Here is a 17806-nt window from a genome sequence, read left to right on the forward strand (position 1 = left end):
TTGCGTCCAGTAACGTGTCGCGCCCCCTCCTGCGAGTTTGCCGATTACAATACTGAACCGATTTTTTCTCGAATGATATGCTGAACCTGATCGCTTCCCGTTTGAGCAAGGCCCTGGCTGGCATGCTGGCCGGTATCATCCTCATGATCGTGGGGTCCGTCGGCGCAAGGGCCGAGCCGGTGCCGGTCCGCATTGGCCTCGATGCCGAATTCGGCCTGGACAACAGCACCTCGGCCCAGGCCGTCGAGCTGGGCCTGCGCACGGCCATCGCCGAAATCAACCGCGCCGGCGGCGTATTGAAAGGCAGGCCGATCGAGCTTGTCACCAAGGATCATCGCTCGATCCCGGCCCGTGGCATCCGCAATATCGAAGAATTCGCGCGCATGCCGGACCTCGTTGCCGTGTTCGGCGGCCGCTTCAGTCCGGTGATCATCGAAGAGCTGCCGACCCTGAAAGCCACCAGGACCCTGTTCATGGCGACCTGGTCGTCGGCTGACGGGATCATCGATAACGGCATGCAGCCCAATTACGTCTACCGCCTGTCGCTGCGGGACAGCCTGGCCATGCCCAAGCTGCTGCAAACGGCGCACAAGCGGGGCTTGCCGCGAGTCGGACTGCTGCTGACGAACACCTCATGGGGACGCAGCAACCTGGCCGCGGCCGAAAAATTTGCCGCGGCAAACAAGAACATCACGATCGTGCAGACCGCCTGGTACAACTGGCGCGACCAGACCCTGGTCGCCAAGTACAAGGCACTGCGCAGCGCCGGCGCCCAGGCGATCGTCCTGGTCGCCAACGACGACGAAGCCGCCATCCTGGTGCGCGAAGTGGCGGCCTTGCCCAAAGCCGAACGTATCCCGATCCTGAGCCACTGGGGCGTCACCGGGGGCGAGTTCGTCAGGCAGGCGGGGCCGGCCCTGAACGAGGTGGACTTTTCCGTGATCCAGACCTTTTCGTTCTTCAGGGCCGACAAGAAGCAGCTCGCCCGCTTCATGGCCAGCGTCGCGACGGTGTCTCCGGTGCGCAGGATCGAGGACATCCACGGACCGGTGGGCGTGGCGCATGCCTACGACCTGATGCACATCCTGGCCAAGGCGATCGACCTGGCCGGCAGCACCGACAGGAAGGCGGTGCGCGATGCCCTGGAAAAGGTGCGCGTGCATCGCGGCCTGATCAAGACCTATGCGCCGCCGTTCTCGCCGACCCGCCATGAAGCCCTGGGCGAGCGGGAACTCCTGATTGCGCGCTACCGCGCAGACGGCGTGCTCGTGCCGACCGACGACTGATCATGAACCCCTGGTCGAAGCTCGGCACCGCGAGCCTGACGCGGCGCTTTGCGCTCGCATCGGCGATCCTGGCCGCTGCCGCCGTCCTGCTGGCGACGGCGGCCTCGCTCTGGCTGGTCGATCGCCAGCATGACGCAGCGGTCGCGCTGCTGCAGCAGCGCGAAGCGGCGTTCCACGCGCGGACGGTCGGCAACACGCTCGCCACGCTCGTCTCGCGCATGGAGGAGGTGGCGGACAGCCCTATCCTGGCAACCGGCCTCGTCGACAGCGCGGGAAGGGAAACCTACCTGGCTCCCTTCCTCGGCGGCCTGCGCCAGATCAACGGCATCCCGGTCCAGGTCCTGTTCACCGATTTCGAAGGCAAGGCGGTCGCGGGCAATGGCCTGGAGCGCTTCGACCAGGAACAACTGGCCTGGCTGCGCGCGCGCATCGACCAGGGGGTGGAAACGGCGGCCATCTTCAACCGGCCCGACAGCGCGGAACTCGTCGGCGTGAGCCTGCTGCGCTACTCGCGTACCAATACCCCCGAAGGCGCGCTGGTCTACAAGGTCAGGGTGCAGGACCTGCACCCCGGGCCCGCCGCCATGCTGACATGGAAGACGCAGGCGCAGGCCACCCCGGCGGCCCCTTACCTGGAGATACCGGTCAAGGTGCCGGCCCAGCTGGGGAATCTGGGCCTGATGCTGCGCGTGGACACCTCCAGGCTCGGCGATATCCTCGAGACGCCCTCGTCCCAATACGGCCTGATCGGCGGCATCGCGGTGCTGCTTGCCCTGGTGGTGTTCCTGCTCGGTTCGCGCCTGTCGCTTGGCCTGACCCAGGACCTGCGCAAGCTCGAACAGTTTGCCGGCAGGCTTGGCGAAGAAGGCATTACCGAGCACCGTGCCGAACTTGTTGGCAGCAGCGAAACGATCACGCTCGCCAGGTCGATCAACCAGATGCTCGACCGCCTGCACCTGCAGCAGGAGCACCTGCAGCGGGAACACCAGCGCAAGGACGAGTTCCTGGCCATGCTGGCGCACGAGCTGCGCAATCCGCTTGCGCCGATCAGCAGCGCCGCACAGCTGCTGCGCATGCTCTTTGCGCACGAGCCCCGGGTACGGCAGGCCAGCGAGGTCATCGGCCGCCAGGTGACGCACATGACGCACCTCGTCGACGACCTGCTGGACGTCTCGCGCGTCACGCGCGGCCTGGTCACGATCAACAAATCGGAAGTGGAACTCGGCGCCGTGCTGCGCGAAGCCGTCGAGCAGGTCGTCCCCGTGATCGAAGCCCGGGGACACCGCCTGGCGCTGGACATCGCCCCAAATCCCCTGCCTGTGAGCGGCGACCGGACCAGGCTGATCCAGGTGGCGGCCAACCTGCTCAACAATGCCGCGAAATACACGCCCGACGGCGGCGAACTGCGCGTCTGCCTGCAGCAGCAGGGCGGGAGCGCAGTCCTGCGGGTGCAGGACAACGGCATCGGCATGGATCCGGACCTGTTGCCGGCCGTGTTCGACCTGTTCACCCAGGGCCAGCGCACGCCCGACCGTGCGCAGGGCGGGCTCGGGCTGGGGCTGGCCCTGGTGAAGAAGCTGGTCGAGCTGCATGGCGGCAGCGTCGAGGCGCACAGCACTGGCGCCGGCCAGGGCAGCACGTTTACCATCCGCCTGCCGCTGCTGCCTGCCGTCCAGGGCGCGCCCGCGTCCGCCGCTGCCACTGCTGCCGCCGCAGCTCCTGCCACTTCTGCCGCTCCTGCCGATCCTGCCGCCCCCACCGGCGCCGGAACGGATGCCAGCCGCGTCCTGGTCGTGGACGACAACGTCGACGCCGCCAACACCCTGGCCATGCTGCTGCGGTCCGCGGGGCACCGGGTGACGACCGGGCATTCGGCGCAGGCCGCGCTGGCGGCGGCCGGACGGGAAGATTTCGACTTCATCCTGCTCGATATCGGCCTGCCGGACATGAGCGGGCATGCGCTGGCCAAGGCCTTGAAGCAGCTGCCGCGCTGCGCCGGCTCCACGCTCATTGCCGTGAGCGGCTACGGCCAGGAACAGGATCGCCGGATGTCGCTGCAGGCCGGCTTTGCGGACCACCTGGTCAAGCCGATCGTGGCGGACGAATTGATCGACACCATTGCACGCCTGAAAGCCGCGCCTGGAGCGCACCCGCGCGCGTGAGCCCAGGAGGCAATGCCAGTCCATCAAGGAGTGCCCGGACTGTGCCTCACATGCCGCTGGTCATGCCCGGCGTTTCGATTTAGTATTGCCGAATCGACAAAACAGCGGGGTCGGCCATGCATGCAGGCGCGGAACAGCGGGACCATGCGGCGCGCGTAGTCGTGCGCGACGAACAGCTTGCCTCGCCGCTCCCACTCTTGCTCCCCCTGCCGTCCGACGGTGAGGTTCCGCGCGCCGCGATCGGCGGCAAGGCATGGTCGTTGCAGCAGCTGGCGTCGGCCGGTTTCGCCGTGCCGCCCGCCGTGATCCTGACAACCGGCTTCTTCGCCCCCTGGGTCGCCCGGTTGAGAGCGACGCCTGCATGGGAAGCCCTGCTCGGCTCGCCCCGGTCCGGGTGGGCACCGCATTGCGCGGCGCTGGCGGCGCAGATCCATGGCCTCGCCCTCGAAGCGGCGCAACGCGACGCGCTCGCACAGCTGCGCGGCCTGTGCGGCGCGGACTGCGAAGGCGCACGCTTCGCGGTGCGCTCGTCCTCTCCCGACGAAGACCTGGCCGGCGCGTCGTACGCCGGCATGTACCGCAGCCTGCTCGGCGTGCCGGGGCCGGAACTCGAGCGAGCCATCCGCGATTGCTTCGCTTCCTGCCTCGATGCGCGCGTGCTGGCCTACAAGGCCGCACGCGGCCTGCCCGTGTTCGAGCCCGCCATCGCGGTCGTCGTCCAGCATCAGGTCGACAGCGAGGTGGCCGGCGTGGGATTTTCGATCAACCCATTGACGAACGACTTCGACGAGATGCTTGTCAGCGCCAGTTGGGGGCTGGGAGAATCGGTGGTCGACGGCAGCGTGATGCCGGACCAGTTCGTCCTCGACAAGACCAACGGACACTTGCTGGCGCAAACCCTGGGAAGCAAGCAGTCCCGCTCCGTACTGGCGCCGCAAGGAGGCACGCGGCGGGACGAGACCCGGCGCGACGGGTTCTGCCTGAGCATGGCGCAGCTGGCGGCCCTGAAGGAGGTGCTGTTGCGCCTGGAAGCGCTGTTCGGATTCCCTGTCGACGTCGAGTTTGCCTGCGCAGGCGGCGCCCTGCACCTCCTGCAGGCAAGGCCGGTGACGGCGTACGTGCCGCTGGCGCCCGAGATGTGCACCGCGCCCGGGGCGCCGCGCCGGCTCTACATGGACGTGGCGCTCGCCAAAGGGCTCACGCTCGATGCCCCGGTCTCGCCGATGGGACAGGACTGGCTGAAGCAGGTCATCGGCCGGATGATCGCCCACTGCGCCGGCCCTGTCGACTTCCCGCTCGACCGCCCCGACGGCTGGCTCTGCATCGGAGGCGGGCGCATGTACCTGAATCTCTCCAGGCTACTGTGGCTGGCAACGCCCGCCAAGCTTGCGCGCAGCAATGCGCCGACCGACCGCCTGCTCGCCGAGACGCTCGCCACCATCGATGTCGCGCGCTACCGCGCGCCTGTGCGGCCGCCGCTGTTGCCGGCACTGCGGCTCCTGCCGCGCGTGCTGTGGACGCTGCGGCGCGGGCTGTGGCGCAGCGCCGTCGCCTTCGTCGCGCCCGAACGCGCACACCGCCGGTATCTGGCCCGTGAACGTGCCTGTATCGACCGGCTCAAGGCCCCCGTGGCTGCGGACCTGACGCCGGCCCAGGCCGGCGAGGAGCTCGCCCCGCAGGCGATGAAAGCAATCCTCGAAGTCGCCATGCCGGCGATGCTCGCCGGCGTCGGTGCGATGGGCATGATGGCCGGCCTGGCGCACAAGCGGCGGCCCGACGAGCAAAGCCTGATGGCGCAGCTGATGCTTGGAACGTCCGGCAACCTGGTGGTAGGGATGGGTATCGCCATGTTCCGCCTGGCCCGCATGCTGGCGCCCGCCGATTATGCCGACCTCGATGCGCTGAAGGCGAGGATCGCGCGCCGCGAGATGCCGCCCGCCTTCCTCCATGCATGGGACGCGTTTCTCGACCGTCACGGTTGCCGCGGCCCCGGCGAAATGGACCTGGCCAATCCGGCTTACGCGGACGATCCATTGATGCTGCTGCGGCAGATGTCGTTCATGGCTGCTGCGCCGGCAGAAGTCGATCCCGAGCAGGCACAACGCGAACTGGCGGCCCGGCGCGAGGATGGCTATCGCCAGCTGCAGGCGCGCTTCGGCTGGCTGCGGCGCCTGCTGCTGCGGCGCCTGTACCGGATCAGCGGCCTGTTTGCCGGGACGCGCGACACGCCGAAGTATTTCAAGCTGCTGGCGCGCCAGCAGGTGCGGCGCCAGGCTCTGGCAGCAGGCGAAGCGCTGGTGGCCAAGGGCCGGCTGGACAGGCCCGAGGACGTCTTCGGGCTGTGCCACGCCGACCTGGAAGCCGAGCTGGAAGCCGAGCTGGCAGCGGCGGGCGCCGGCGCTGCCGGTTTCCTGCGCGCGCGCCGCGCGCAGCGCACCGCCTTTGCCGACCTGCTGGCGCGCCAGGTGCATGCCTTCCCTGCCCTGATCGACTCGCGCGGACGTATCCTGCGTGCGCCCCCAGGGGCGGATGTGCCCGGGCAACTGCGCGGCGTGCCGCTTTCGCCCGGGGTGGCGAGGGGGCGCGTGAAATGCCTGGGCAACGCCCATGAAAAATCCATCGAACCTGGCGATATTCTTGTCGCGCGGACCACCGATCCGGGCTGGACGCCATTGTTCGTCAGCGCCGGCGCCATCGTCCTCGAAGTCGGTGGGGTGCTGCAGCATGGCGCACTGGTGGCGCGGGAGTTCAACAAGCCTTGCGTCGCAGGAATCGCCGATGTGCTGCGCCGCCTGCATGATGGCCAGTTCGTCGAGGTCGACGGCGGACACGGCACCGTCACCGTGCTTGAGCTTGCCCGCCAGCACTGAAACGTCCTGTTCGACCGGCTGTGATATGGTCGATCAAGCCACGTTGGCCGACACCGAAGGAGAAAGGATGAATCGTTTCACAGACAAAGTCGTACTCGTTACCGGTGCGGCGTCAGGCATCGGCCTGGCGGCCGCCCGCCGCTTTCTCGACGAAGGCGCCCGGGTCGTGATGCTCGATATCGATGAAGCCACGCTCAGGCAAGCCGCTGCCGGACTCCCGCCGGACTGCGTGCTCGTGCAGGTTGGCGATACCGCCGACAAGGAAACCGCGGCCGCGGCCGTCAAGGCGGCCGTCGCGCGCTTCGGCGGACTGCATATCCTCATCAACAACGCCGGCGTCGCAACCGAAGGCGACATCATGCAGACGAGCGAGGAAGACTTCGCACGCGTCATGGCGGTCAACGTGGCCGGCTACTTCCACATGGCCAAGGCGGCGATGCCCGAACTCGTGAAGACACGCGGTTCGATCGTCATGACCTCTTCCGTCTCGGGGCTCGGTGGGGACTGGGAGCTGTTCGCCTACAACACCTCGAAGGGCGCGGTCAGCAACATGGTGCGCGCGATGGCGATGGATGCGGCAAAGGATGGCGTGCGGGTGAATGCGGTCAATCCTAGCTTCACAGCAACGAGGATGACCGAGGACATGGTGAACGATCCTGCGCTGGTCGCCAAATTCAGGGAACGCATGCCGCTCGGCGCGCCCGAGGATCCGGAGGGGATTGCGGCCGCGATGGCATTCCTGGCGAGCGACGATGCACGCCTCATCACCGGCGTGAACCTGCCGGTCGATGCCGGATTGACGGCGTCGAACGGACAACCGCCCATGTAAATTCAAGAATTATCTTGGAAACAAGCCGTGTGTACGGCCGCGCACCGAGCAGGCCGGCAATAAGGCGGATGATGGCTTATCGGGAAAGCAGACAGCACATCGGGTCTGCCCCCCTCATCCCAAGCGGAGGCCAACATGCTCTATACCATTGCTATCATCCTGCTCGTTCTGTGGCTGCTCGGCATGGCCACTTCTGTGGCCGGTGGATTGATCCACATTCTTCTCGTCGCTGCCGCCGTCGTCATCCTGATTCGCCTCTTTACTGGCAGAAAAGTCCTTTGACGAATAGCGTCCTGAAATAGAAAAGCCGGCCCCCTTGGGTGCCGGCTTTTTTCTTGCAGGGCGGACCGCAGCGTTCACATCTCCGCCCACATCCTCAGCAGGTTGTGATAATGCCCCGTGATGCCGACGACTGCCTCGGTCTCCCCCACCTGCCCGCGCAGCTTCTGGATGTTGGTATCCAGCTCGAACAGCAAGGCACGCTTCCCGTCGTCGCGCACCATGCTCTGCGTCCACAGGAACGAGGCCACGCGCTCGCCGCGCGTCACCGGCAGCACCTGGTGCACGCTCCCCGACGGATACACGATCGCGTCGCCCGCCGGCAGTTTGACTTCGTGCGTGCCGTAGGCGTCGACCACCACCAGCTCGCCCCCGTCGTACTCATCCGGATCGCTCAGGAAGACAGTGGTGGAGACGTCCGCTCGCAGCGGCGGCAGCCCACCGCGCTGGGCGCGCACGGCGCCGTCCACGTGCAGGCCATAGTGCTCTCCCCCGCCATAGGCATTGAAGTACGGCGCCAGGATGCGCAGCGGCAGCACGCTCGAGAAAAACAGCGGATGGGCCATCAGGGCGGCGCTCACCACCTGTCCCAGCTCCTGCGCCAACGGCGAGCCTTCCTTCAGCTGGCGGTTGCGCTTGACCCGGGCGCCCTGGGTGCCGACGCTTTCGCGGCCGTCCACCCATTCCGGCGCGCCCGCCATGCGCGCACGGATGTGCGCCACCTGTTCCGGCGTGAGCACGCCCGGGATATGCAGCATCATGATTCGCTTCCCTTCTCGAACGAAAAAAACCCTCCCGATGGTATCAGGAGGGCGAAGTCCGGTTGCCCGGCGGGGGTGGTACCCGATATCAGAACTTGAGGTTGGCCATCAGGCTGGCCGAGCGGCCCGGGCCCACGCCAGCATAGTGCGGCGACGAGACGCGGTCGAAGTAGAGCTTGTCCGTCAGGTTCTGGATGTTCAGCTGGAACGACACGTTCGGGTTCAGCGTGTACGTCGCCATCGCGTCGAAGCGGGTGTACGAGGGTGAATACTTGTTGTTGTTCACGTTGGCGAACTGGCGATCCACATAATTGGCCCCGGCGCCGACCGTGAAGTTTTTGTTTACCGCGTAGGTGCTCCACAGCGAGGCGCTGTGCTTCGGCGTGGTCGGGAAGGCGTTGCCGTTGAACGGCGAGGCGGTCCAGACCGGGTTGGCGGTGGTGCCGGTGTTCACGTAACCGTTGTCGGCGATGATGCCGTCCAGGTAGGTGTAGCCGCCGAACACGGTCCAGGCGTTGGTGATCCGGCCCGACAGGCCGAGTTCGACGCCCTTCAGTTCCTTGCGGCCCACGTTCTGGGTGGTGCCGTCCGGCGCGGTGACGCGGGCGTTGTCCATGTCGCTCTTGAAGACCGCTGCGCTCACCGACAGGCGGCCGCCCGGCAGCACTTCCCACTTGGTGCCCAGCTCGACGCTGCGGCTCGTTTGCGGCTGCAGGTTCTGGATCTGCACGGTCAGCGCGTCCAGGCCGTCGCCGCCGTCGTTGCCCGGCGGGGTGGCCGAAGTCGCCCAGGACAGGTAGATGCTGCCGTTCGCCTTCGGCTTGTACACCAGGCCTGCCTGGTAGGTGTCGAAGGTGGACTCGACGCGGGCGCGGGTGTTGGTCGCCGCCGTGTTCAGGGTGCTCGAGAAGTCGTCCCAGCGCGCGCCGATGTTCAGCAGCCACTGGGGAGTGAACTCGATGGTGTCGAAGCCGTAGACGGCACGGGTGCGGGTCTCGACCGTGGTCTGGGTCGGCGACTTGGTGCGGGTATAGGCCCACGGGTCGTACGGGTTCGGGTTGACCAGCGTGGTGCAGTTGTACAGGGTGGCCGCGCCGGCGTTCGGGCAATTGAAATTGCCGGTCAGCGGGTTGTTGGTGCCCGGGGTGAACACGAAGCTACCGCGGTCGGTGTCCTCGCGCGAGAATTCGACGCCGACGTTGAAGCTGTGCTTGATGCCCGCGGTGTTCCAGGTGCCGGTCAGGCTGCTTGCGTTGGCCAGCGTGCGGGTGTCGACGTCGCGGGTGTTGGCGCGGCGCCAGACGGTGCCGTAGCGGACCGTGTTGCCCTTCGAATCGTCCGGCTGGGTGTAGATGTAATCCTGGCCGGTCTTGCCCCAGCGGGTCACGTTGCGGATGGCCAGGTTCGGGCTGAACTCGTGGCGCAGGTCGACGGTGGCGACATCGGTCCGGGTATCGCGGAAGTCGCGGTTCTTGAGGCCGTAGAAGGCTTCGCGGTCCACGGTGAACGGCGTGCCGCCGCCATTCTTCGCGACGTCCGGACCGGTGGTGACCGGGTTGTTGAACGGGATGCCGGTATCCGGGATCTCGCTGCTCTTCATGTGGTAGTAGCTCAGGATCGCGCGGGTCGGGCCGTTCAGGCCGAACGTCACGGTGGGCGCGATGCCCCAGCGTTCGCCGCCGACGATGTCGCGGCCGGCGATGTCGTTACCGTGGACCATCGTGTTGAGGCGGAAGGCGGTGTTCTCGCCGATGACGCGGTTGATGTCGGTGGTGACGCGGGCGTACTTGTCGGTGCCCAGGCCGACCGTGGCGTTGCTGAAGTTGGTGTCCTTGGCCGTCTTGGTGACGATGTTGATGCCGCCGCCGGCCGAGGAACGGCCGCCCAGCGCCGAGTTCGGGCCCTTGACCACTTCGACCTGCTCGATCGCGAAGATCTCGCGCGACTGCGAGCCGGAATCGCGCACGCCGTCGATATAGGTGTCGGTCTGGGCGTTGTAGCCGCGGATGAACAGGTTGTCGCCCACCGGGTTGCCGCCTTCGGAGGCGCCGATGGTGATGCCCGGGACGGTGCGCAGCGCGTCGGTCAGCGACACGGCGCCGGTCTGCGAGATGGTTTCCGAGGTCACGACCGTGACTGATTTCGGGGTGTCGAGCAGCGGCGCGGTGAACTTGTCCGAGCTCGAGCGCACCGGACCCTGCACCGAACGGTCGTGGCCGCCGCTAACGTGCACCTGCGGCAGCCTGGCGTCCGCAGCCAGCTCCGGTGCATCGTCGCCGCCCCCGCCGGCATAGGCCAGCGGCATCGCCAGCGTGGCCAGCACGGCCAGCGCGGGGGCCGCCAACGAGGGAGCGGAAGGACGGTTGTGTTTCTTGCTCTTGATGAAGGTACGGCTTGCCTGCGGAGTGGTCGTGGTCATGGGTCCGTGCTTTTTGTTGGTGAATGCCCGTTGCCAGGCATTTGCGAATTTAAATGAGAACGATTCGCATTATCTTTCGTATTTAGGATTTTTGCAAGCGCGCGCCGTGCTTTACTGTCCGGACCGGGATGCCTTGTGTTCATGGCATGTGGCCGAATCAACTACAATACCGTGGACAAGGGTTTATCATGACCCGTGCCGGTCACACCGCATCACCTTTCACCTTCATATAAAAAGAGACTCTCTAGCGCCATGCGTCGTCCTTCCAAAGATTCATCCCCTAAACTCTCCGCCGAAAGCCAGCGTCTCGTCAGCATTGCGCAAGCCATCATGCAGGCCGCCAGCCGTGTCGAGGAACGGACCTGGGAACGCCAGCTGGACACGCAACTGCAAAAACTGCTCAAGACCAACCACCAGGACAGCATCGACGCCGCGCTGAACGCCCTGTTCAAGGACGATCTCGCCTCCTACGATGTGCTGATGGATGCGGTCGAGGCGGTCAGCGAGTCGGCCACCATGGTCGAACAGACGGCCAACGGCGACGTCACCTGGCAGGCCCTGCTGGTGGCTGCGCCCGTACTCGCCTGGACCCGATTCAACATTGCTTCGGGCAATATCCCATCAGAGATGCTGAGCACGCTGCAAGCGCATTTCTCGGCCCACCTGCTGGCCGAAGGCACGCGCATCGCGATGGCGCCGACGCTGTACTCGATCGACCAGCTGCCGCGCACCCACGCCGAGACCTACGCGCTGACGCACAAGCTGGCCGCCGCTGCGCACAAGGGCGGCACCGTCAAGCCGGCCGCGCGCGTGGAAGAAACCGCGCCCTTCCTGGCCGACACGCGCTACCTGCTGGTGGCCATCGTCGCCCCGCAGGGCGCGCCCATGTTCCGCTGGCAGGAGCCACAGCACCACATCGGTTTCGCCGAGGAACGCAACCGCGCACTCGAGCAGTGGCGCACCCAAGGCACGGCCAACATCGCGCGCCTGCTGCCGGGCTGCGGGGTGGAACTGCTGCTGCCGGAAGCCTATTACGTGGCCTGCCGCGAAGCGGACAAGCTGATCCGCCCGATCTCGATCCGCGCCGCCGTCCACTACCTGACCCACACGCTGGGCGTGGAAGCGTCGGACCTGCGCGCCGTGATCGCCGGCTTCGGCGAAGAGTCGGCCGACATCCAGATCGACGAGTACCGCGTCTCGTTCACCATGCGCCAGGACAACGACGTCCTGTACGGCATCGTCTGGCCGCTGTACGGCCAGGAAGACGAGAACGGCACGCCGATGGAAGGCCCGTTCGCGATCGCCCCCGCCCCGCTGACCCCGATCAACGAGATCGTCGCGCACCTGAACGAAGCCGGCATCGCCCACATCAAGCGCATCAGCGAACGCTACGTCGCCGAATACTGCGACGACTGCGGCGCGCCCTTGTTCGCCGACCCCACGGGCGAACTGGTGCACGCCGAGATGCCGGAAGACGCGCCGAGCGGGACCGAGCACTTCCATTAAAAAGCGATGTGGCCGGCACATCGCGTGCCAGCCACATCGCTTCCTTTCCCCGCCAACCATGCACGTCGTCCCTTCATGGTGGTGTCGCCCCAGATTCCCGAAGGGAGTGGTGGGACTCTTACCGGCTCAAGTCGATGCTCGACGATGTCCTCAAGCGCTACAACGTCGATCCCAAGCGGGTTTACCTGACCGGCATCAGCATGGGCGGCTACAATGCCCGGGATCTCGCCTCGCGCTACCCCGGGTATGTCGCCGCGGCCGCCCCGATCTGCGGCGGTGGCATCCCGCGCCTGGCCGACTAGCGCAGGATCAATGCCGTATCAGCGCGGCAGGCTGGCGATGACCTTGTTCGCGAACTCGGCAGCGTTGCCGGCGTGCCAGCGCCATACGATCACGAGATCGTGGTCGGGCGACACGAGAACGGTGTTGCTGCCCGCGCCCAGTGCGGCATAGGCATTGCTCGGCAGGCCCGGCAGGTTCTTGCCCTTGGTATTGAGCCACCACAGGTAGCCATAGTCCGGACCGTGGACGCTCGGCGTGAGCGCGTCCTTGACGTAGGACGGCGGCAGGATCTGCTTGCCGTCCCAGGCGCCGCCGCGCAGCCACAGGTAGCCGAGGCGCGCCATGTCCCAGGAATTGATCCACATGCCGCCGCCCCAGCGGGTGCCGCCGCTGACCGATGGCGCTTGCTTGCCGTTCAGTTCTACGTAGCTGTTATGGTAGGGCACCCACTTCCAGCTGTTCGATGCGCCGATCGGGTCCATGACCTGCTGCTGGAACACCTGCGGCACCGGCTGGTCGAACACGCGCAGCAGCGACAGCGCGAAGCGGTTGATGCGCACGTCGTTATACTCGTAGAAGCTGCCCGGCGCCTGCAGCGCGCGCGGCTTGCGCTCGCCGGCGCCGAAGGCTTCCTTGCCGATGAAGTCGGCGTTCTTGCCCCACAGGCTGCCTTCCCACTCCGTCTCCTGCTGCAGGTGCTGCTTCCAGGTGACCTGGGCATTGCGTGCCGAAGCATAGCCGCCGTCGGTGACGCGCTTGCCCACGGGTTCGTCCACTGCGATGCGGCCGTCGCGCACGGCCACGCCCGCGACGGTAGCCAGCACGCTCTTGGCCACCGAATAGGTCGGGTCCACAAAACGCGTATCGCCGAATTCGGCAACCACATAGCCCTTGTAGATCACCAGGCCGTTGGTGCGGGCCCGCTCGGTCGGCATCGAGCCCAGGCGGCTGCCGAAGGTGGCTTCCTGGTCCGAGAAATCGACGGCGCGGGTGGTCTCGCGCGACTGCGCGAACTGCACGGCGGCGGCCAGGGCCTTCGGATCGATGCCGAGTTCGGCGGGCGACTTGCGGGCCCATTCGCCGGCAGGCGGGAAGTATGGTGCCGATGGGGAGGTGCTTGCGCTTGTGGCGCAACCGGCGAGCGCCGGCAGCACCGCGGCGAGGCTCAAAATGAGCACGCCGCGACGTGAAACACGAATCATTGATTAGTCCACTGTGAAAATGGGAAACGGATCAGGCTGGAGTTGTAGTAGCGCCTGTCGCCGCTGACCTCCTGGCCGATCCAGTCGGGCTTCTCGAACACGGCGTCCTCGGAGGGCAGTTCGATCTCGGCCACCACCAGGCCGGCGTTCTCCCCCAGGAATTCATCGACTTCCCAGGTGAAGCCGGCGTGCGCGATGCGGCGCCGGTATTTCTCGACGAGCGGGCGCTCGCACAGGGTGTCGAGCAGTTCCTGCGCCTCTTGCAGGGGAATCGGATACTCCCATTCGCCGCGGCTCACGCCGGTGCCCTTGCTCTTGATGGTAAGCACCCCTTCGTCACCCTCGATGCGCACGCGCACGGTGCGCACCGGGTCCGAGCATAAATAGCCCTGGCGCAGCAGCACCGGCTCGCCCAACGCGCGCCAGCCGTCGCCGGTCAGCAGGAACTTGCGCTCGATCTCGACGCCCATGTCCCCTCCTTCAGTCGAGCGACTGCAGGATCGGCTGCAGGATCGCCGCGCCGAGCGCCGCGCTGCGCGCACCGTTCCAGCCGGTGTGCGGGTCGGGCAGGTTGGCGTTGTCCTTGAACGGCATTTCCAGCGTCAGCGACAGGCACTTGAAGGTGTGGCCGATGTACTTGGACGCCAGCGTCAGGAGTTCTTCGTTGTACTTGCTGGCAGCGTAGCCATACACGTTCTGGAAGTCCGGGCTGGCCGCCATGTACTGCTGCACGAAGGCATCCTGGCGCGCCTGGCGCTCCGGCGTGAAGTCGGCCAGCATCTCATTGCCGGCCACGAAGTTGTACGGCAGCGCTTCGTCGCCGTGGATGTCGAAGAACATGTCGACGCCGGTCTCGATGATCTTGTTCTTCACGCACAGCACTTCCGGGCTGCGCTCGAGCGACGGGGTCATCCACTCGCGGTTGAGGTTGGCGCCGGCCGCGTTGGTGCGCAGGTTGCCGCGCACCGAGCCGTCCGGGTTCATGTTCGGCACGATATAGAACACGGCGCGGGCAAGCAGCTTGCGCGCGACCGGGTTCGCGCTGTCGAGCAGCGCGTCCATCATGCCCTCGACGAACCACTCGGCCATGGTCTCACCCGGGTGTTGGCGGGCAATGACCCAGATCTTCTTTTCCGCTTGCGGGTTGCCGATCACCACCAGGTTCATGTCGCGGCCGTCGACCGTGGTGCCGATGTCGTGCACGCGCGCGATCGGGTTCTCGGCCACTTCGCCCAGCAGGCGCAGGTGGCGCTCCCAGGTGTAGGGCTCGAAGTAGGCGTAGTAGATGCTGTCGAGCTCGGGCGTGTGGTTGACCGTCATCACCTGCCCATCAAAAGTGGTCGGGACGCGGAACCAGTTCTCGGTGTCGTAGCTGGCGGCGACCTGGTAGTCCTCGAAGCCCTTCGGGTAGGTGGCCTGCCCCGCGTTCAGGAAACGGATCGTGCAGGCCTGGCCGCGCGCGCCCTGCAGGCGGAAATGGAACCACTGGTGGATGTCCGCATGCGAATCCTTGCGCAGGTTCAGGTCGATCTGCTTCGGGCTGTTCGCACTGACGACCTCGATGGCACCGGAGTCGAAGGTCTGGCTGATTTTGATGGGCATGGCTGGTCCTTGGATGGCGTTCAACGGAAAGGCTCAAGGATAAGCATGATGCCGGACCGCGCGCTGCCCGTCCCGGCGCCGTGCCGCTCCCTTGCGGCGTGTCGATTACTGTGCGTCGAGGTCGATCAGGTCCTTTTGCGCGTACATGATCATGATCTGGCGCATCAACTCGACATTGCTGCGGTCGAGGACGACCGTCAGGTCTTCCTTCGCGTTCGATGCGAAAGTCATGCGGATCGCACCCTGCAGTTCCTTGCAGTTCACGTATTCCGCGCGCGGAATGTAGGGATTGTCCCAGTCCTGCTGCGTGATCGACGGGCCGGCCGGCGGCGGCTGCAGTTGCGGGTCGCGGTTCGGCGGCAGGTGCCTGAGCAGCCAGAATACGATCGACGCCGGCACATGGATGGCCACGTCGCTGGCGCCTTTGTTGGAGAACTTGACTAGCAACAGGTTGCCGACCCGGTCGCACGACATGGACATGCTCTTGACTTGACGAATAACCGCTGGTTTCACGACGATGATCCTAGGGAAAAGGTTGAAAAAGGCGCAGCGATTCTACCGCATCCCACCGTCCAGTTGGGACTCCCTTGCCTGGTTTCAAAACAAAAACGGGGAGCGCGTGGCTCCCCGTTGCTGATCCGGTCGGCGCTCCTGGCAGCGTCGCCGGCGATATTGCCGCTAGTACAGGCTTACTCTTTCGAGCCGCCGCGGCCGCCCTTGCTCGAGCTGCGCGACGCGCTGCCCGAACCGGCATTGGCCGATTGGCGGTTGCCGTGGCTCATGCTGCCGGCGCGACGGGCTTCTTCCGAAGTGAATTCGTGCGCGGTGCCCTTGGCGTGGGCAGCCTTGCCGCCCTGGCTGGCGATTTCACGCTGGCGGGCCGGATCCATCGATGCGAAACCGCGATTGCGGGTGCCGCTGCTCTGGCTGTTACCACCTTGATTGCTGCCTTGCTTGTTACCTTGGTTGCTCGAGGCCATGATCATCTTCTCCCTGTTCACTTTTAAACCGCCGCGTCCTGCGGCAGGCTGATGCCGTTCAGCTCGGCTATCCGATAACTGACCAGCGAAATCATCTTAGGCAGGCCCGATTGATGAGGGTATAGGACGTTTTCAGATGACTTTGTAGGACTTCACGCGACAGAAAATGCATTGACGAAAATGTACTTCCAGTAGTCAACAAACCCTTCGGTAACAGTCCTACACGGCACCCCTACGTCTTCCTATACTGTCCGCAGGCAGTTGCGCGCATCATGGCAATATCAGGCGGCGCTTGTGCCACTGCGGCCCGCCATACACCGAAAGGAGTCGACATGGACGCGAACCAACGTAGCGAATTCAATAACCAGACCAATAACGGCGCGAACGAGAAATGGACCCCGGGCTCCAAGGGCAATACCCAGACCGGCCCGCTGGACCACACCTACCCGCAGGGGCCGGGCCAGCAGCAGGTGATCCGCGGCGAAAATGAAATGCAGGGCGGCCACGACCCGTCGATCATGGACCAGCAGAAAGTCGCGGCCGAGGACGGCGGGCGCGCCGACTACGAAACCACCCTGCCGCGCGCCATTCCGGGCGACCTGCCGGGCGGCTCGATGCAGAGCCAGCAGACCGGCGGTTCCGGCCCGCAACAAGGCATCACCGACAGCCACCAGCGCCAGATGGAACAGCGCTCGCCGGCATGGGGCCTGCTCGAGCAACCGGTCGGCCATCGACCCGGCGATTCCGGCACCGACCTGCGCGCGCACCCGGCCAACGTGGCGGGCCACAGCCAGGACGTGCATGCGATGAACCCGCACGATGCGGCGCAGCCTGAACTGCAGGGCGGCTCGCTCGGCCGCCACCATGGCGTGGCGCCGAGGACCTACCAGTCCCAGGGCACGACCGCCCAGGTCGGCTATGGCAACCAGCAAAGCGCCGCGGCCGGCAGCGGCCAGGGCACCGGGATGGCGGTCGGCCCCTACCAGACGAACCGGCAGATGGGACAACAGATGAGCCAGCAAATCAGTCAGCACCAGGGAGCGCATATGAACCAGCAGACGAACCAGCAACAAGACCAGCAAGCGAACCAGCAGGCGAGCACCGACCGCAACGGCTCGCAGACCGGCCCCGCAGGGCGCGACGCAGGCAGTCCCGACGTTCACCAGTCGAACGATTCGGCCGGCGGGCTGCCGCGCAGCCCCGGCAATACAGGGCCGCGCAGCGACAATCCCGGCTGGCTGCCGGGCCAGAGCATGCAGGCCGAAACCAACCCGGTCCATGAATCGAACGACGTGGCCGGCGGCTTGCCGAAGAGCCCGGCCGGCGCCAACCGTCTCGCGGGAGACCGCAAGATGGATGACGACACCGGTTTTTCGCGTGGATAAGGCTCGCTGAGACACCGATCAATCGGCAGGACACGCGCCGCCTGCCAGCGGTGCGTGGCGTTGCCGCCGGGCAGCTGCGGCGGGCCGGCGGCAGCGGTACGCTGCGCCCGTTTACCGGCACACACCGATGCCTGCACCGCTGTGCCTCTGCATTGCCCGCCTTCTCGCAATCCTTCCTTCCCGATCGTAACGCCCCCTCCGTTATCGCGCTCCGGTGTGCTGGAGCGCATCTTCTCTCGACCG

The 17806-nt window shown here is 66.1% G+C and carries 15 protein-coding genes; 8 read left to right on the plus strand and 7 right to left on the minus strand.

Translation table 11 applies throughout. The features are described 5' to 3' along the window. Nucleotides 1-77 precede the first annotated feature (77 nt). The 5 genes from ACFFJK_RS13440 to ACFFJK_RS13460 all read left to right on the plus strand — a co-directional run bounded on the left by ACFFJK_RS13440 (nucleotide 78) and on the right by ACFFJK_RS13460 (nucleotide 7429). Nucleotides 78-1286: an ABC transporter substrate-binding protein gene (locus tag ACFFJK_RS13440; protein ID WP_379679772.1), complete on the plus strand. Its 1209-nt coding sequence runs from the start codon at nucleotides 78-80 to the stop codon at nucleotides 1284-1286. A gap of 2 nt (nucleotides 1287-1288) precedes the next feature. Next, nucleotides 1289-3448, plus strand: a complete 2160-nt coding sequence (locus tag ACFFJK_RS13445) for a hybrid sensor histidine kinase/response regulator (RefSeq protein ID WP_379679773.1) — start codon at nucleotides 1289-1291, stop codon at nucleotides 3446-3448. 116 nt (nucleotides 3449-3564) lie between these two features. Further along, nucleotides 3565-6318: a PEP/pyruvate-binding domain-containing protein gene (locus tag ACFFJK_RS13450; RefSeq protein WP_379679775.1), complete on the plus strand. Its 2754-nt coding sequence runs from the start codon at nucleotides 3565-3567 to the stop codon at nucleotides 6316-6318. A 67-nt stretch (nucleotides 6319-6385) separates the two neighbouring features. Next, nucleotides 6386-7147 (plus strand): meso-2,3-butanediol dehydrogenase, encoded by a 762-nt coding sequence (gene budC, locus ACFFJK_RS13455; RefSeq protein ID WP_379679776.1) that lies wholly within the window; start codon nucleotides 6386-6388, stop codon nucleotides 7145-7147. 135 nt (nucleotides 7148-7282) lie between these two features. Continuing rightward, nucleotides 7283-7429 carry a lmo0937 family membrane protein gene (locus ACFFJK_RS13460; protein WP_379679777.1) on the plus strand — a complete coding sequence of 49 codons (147 nt, stop codon included), beginning with the start codon at nucleotides 7283-7285 and terminating at the stop codon, nucleotides 7427-7429. 74 nt (nucleotides 7430-7503) lie between these two features. On the opposite strand, the gene ACFFJK_RS13465 is transcribed toward ACFFJK_RS13460, so the two are convergent. Both ACFFJK_RS13465 and ACFFJK_RS13470 read right to left on the minus strand, forming a co-directional pair. Further along, the gene (locus ACFFJK_RS13465) at nucleotides 7504-8187 is read right to left on the minus strand and encodes a Fe2+-dependent dioxygenase (protein ID WP_379679778.1); all 684 of its coding nucleotides are present in this window, start codon (nucleotides 8185-8187) and stop codon (nucleotides 7504-7506) included. Between the two features lie 88 nt (nucleotides 8188-8275). Further along, the gene (locus ACFFJK_RS13470) at nucleotides 8276-10606 is read right to left on the minus strand and encodes a TonB-dependent receptor (RefSeq protein ID WP_379679780.1); all 2331 of its coding nucleotides are present in this window, start codon (nucleotides 10604-10606) and stop codon (nucleotides 8276-8278) included. Between the two features lie 252 nt (nucleotides 10607-10858). Here ACFFJK_RS13470 and ACFFJK_RS13475 point away from each other — a divergent pair, with 252 nt between their 5' ends. Next, nucleotides 10859-12112 (plus strand): DUF2863 family protein, encoded by a 1254-nt coding sequence (locus ACFFJK_RS13475; RefSeq protein WP_379679781.1) that lies wholly within the window; start codon nucleotides 10859-10861, stop codon nucleotides 12110-12112. Between the two features lie 134 nt (nucleotides 12113-12246). Then, a complete protein-coding gene (locus ACFFJK_RS13480; protein ID WP_379679783.1) occupies nucleotides 12247-12414 on the plus strand; it encodes an alpha/beta hydrolase family protein in 168 nt (55 codons plus the stop codon). An 18-nt stretch (nucleotides 12415-12432) separates the two neighbouring features. Here ACFFJK_RS13480 and ACFFJK_RS13485 read toward each other — a convergent pair whose 3' ends face one another. The 5 genes from ACFFJK_RS13485 to ACFFJK_RS13505 all read right to left on the minus strand — a co-directional run bounded on the left by ACFFJK_RS13485 (nucleotide 12433) and on the right by ACFFJK_RS13505 (nucleotide 16178). Further along, nucleotides 12433-13572, minus strand: coding sequence for a serine hydrolase domain-containing protein (locus ACFFJK_RS13485; protein WP_379679784.1), 1140 nt, complete (start codon nucleotides 13570-13572; stop codon nucleotides 12433-12435). A gap of 20 nt (nucleotides 13573-13592) precedes the next feature. Then, the gene (locus ACFFJK_RS13490) at nucleotides 13593-14066 is read right to left on the minus strand and encodes a CYTH domain-containing protein (RefSeq protein WP_379679785.1); all 474 of its coding nucleotides are present in this window, start codon (nucleotides 14064-14066) and stop codon (nucleotides 13593-13595) included. A gap of 10 nt (nucleotides 14067-14076) precedes the next feature. Beyond that, nucleotides 14077-15198, minus strand: coding sequence for a M14 family metallopeptidase (locus tag ACFFJK_RS13495; RefSeq protein ID WP_379679786.1), 1122 nt, complete (start codon nucleotides 15196-15198; stop codon nucleotides 14077-14079). A gap of 105 nt (nucleotides 15199-15303) precedes the next feature. Next, a complete protein-coding gene (locus ACFFJK_RS13500) occupies nucleotides 15304-15711 on the minus strand; it encodes a hypothetical protein (RefSeq protein ID WP_379679788.1) in 408 nt (135 codons plus the stop codon). A gap of 176 nt (nucleotides 15712-15887) precedes the next feature. Next, the gene (locus tag ACFFJK_RS13505; protein ID WP_379679789.1) at nucleotides 15888-16178 is read right to left on the minus strand and encodes a KGG domain-containing protein; all 291 of its coding nucleotides are present in this window, start codon (nucleotides 16176-16178) and stop codon (nucleotides 15888-15890) included. Between the two features lie 332 nt (nucleotides 16179-16510). On the opposite strand from ACFFJK_RS13505, the gene ACFFJK_RS13510 reads away from it, so the two are divergent. Beyond that, entirely contained in the window at nucleotides 16511-17563 is a 1053-nt protein-coding gene (locus ACFFJK_RS13510; RefSeq protein WP_379679790.1) for a hypothetical protein, read from the plus strand. Nucleotides 17564-17806 lie beyond the last annotated feature (243 nt).

This window comes from Massilia consociata (assembly GCF_042432755.1).
Taxonomy (GTDB): Bacteria; Pseudomonadota; Gammaproteobacteria; order Burkholderiales; family Burkholderiaceae_D; genus Telluria; species Telluria consociata.

Coding starts and splice junctions, on each gene's coding strand:
- ACFFJK_RS13440 (WP_379679772.1), top strand. CDS start 78: ATGCTGAACCTGATCGCTTCCCGTTTGAGCAAGGCCCTGGCTGGCATG.
- ACFFJK_RS13445 (WP_379679773.1), top strand. CDS start 1,289: ATGAACCCCTGGTCGAAGCTCGGCACCGCGAGCCTGACGCGGCGCTTT.
- ACFFJK_RS13450 (WP_379679775.1), top strand. CDS start 3,565: ATGCATGCAGGCGCGGAACAGCGGGACCATGCGGCGCGCGTAGTCGTG.
- budC (WP_379679776.1), top strand. CDS start 6,386: ATGAATCGTTTCACAGACAAAGTCGTACTCGTTACCGGTGCGGCGTCA.
- ACFFJK_RS13460 (WP_379679777.1), top strand. CDS start 7,283: ATGCTCTATACCATTGCTATCATCCTGCTCGTTCTGTGGCTGCTCGGC.
- ACFFJK_RS13465 (WP_379679778.1), bottom strand. CDS start 8,187: ATGATGCTGCATATCCCGGGCGTGCTCACGCCGGAACAGGTGGCGCAC.
- ACFFJK_RS13470 (WP_379679780.1), bottom strand. CDS start 10,606: ATGACCACGACCACTCCGCAGGCAAGCCGTACCTTCATCAAGAGCAAG.
- ACFFJK_RS13475 (WP_379679781.1), top strand. CDS start 10,859: ATGCGTCGTCCTTCCAAAGATTCATCCCCTAAACTCTCCGCCGAAAGC.
- ACFFJK_RS13480 (WP_379679783.1), top strand. CDS start 12,247: ATGCTCGACGATGTCCTCAAGCGCTACAACGTCGATCCCAAGCGGGTT.
- ACFFJK_RS13490 (WP_379679785.1), bottom strand. CDS start 14,066: ATGGGCGTCGAGATCGAGCGCAAGTTCCTGCTGACCGGCGACGGCTGG.
- ACFFJK_RS13495 (WP_379679786.1), bottom strand. CDS start 15,198: ATGCCCATCAAAATCAGCCAGACCTTCGACTCCGGTGCCATCGAGGTC.
- ACFFJK_RS13505 (WP_379679789.1), bottom strand. CDS start 16,178: ATGGCCTCGAGCAACCAAGGTAACAAGCAAGGCAGCAATCAAGGTGGT.
- ACFFJK_RS13510 (WP_379679790.1), top strand. CDS start 16,511: ATGGACGCGAACCAACGTAGCGAATTCAATAACCAGACCAATAACGGC.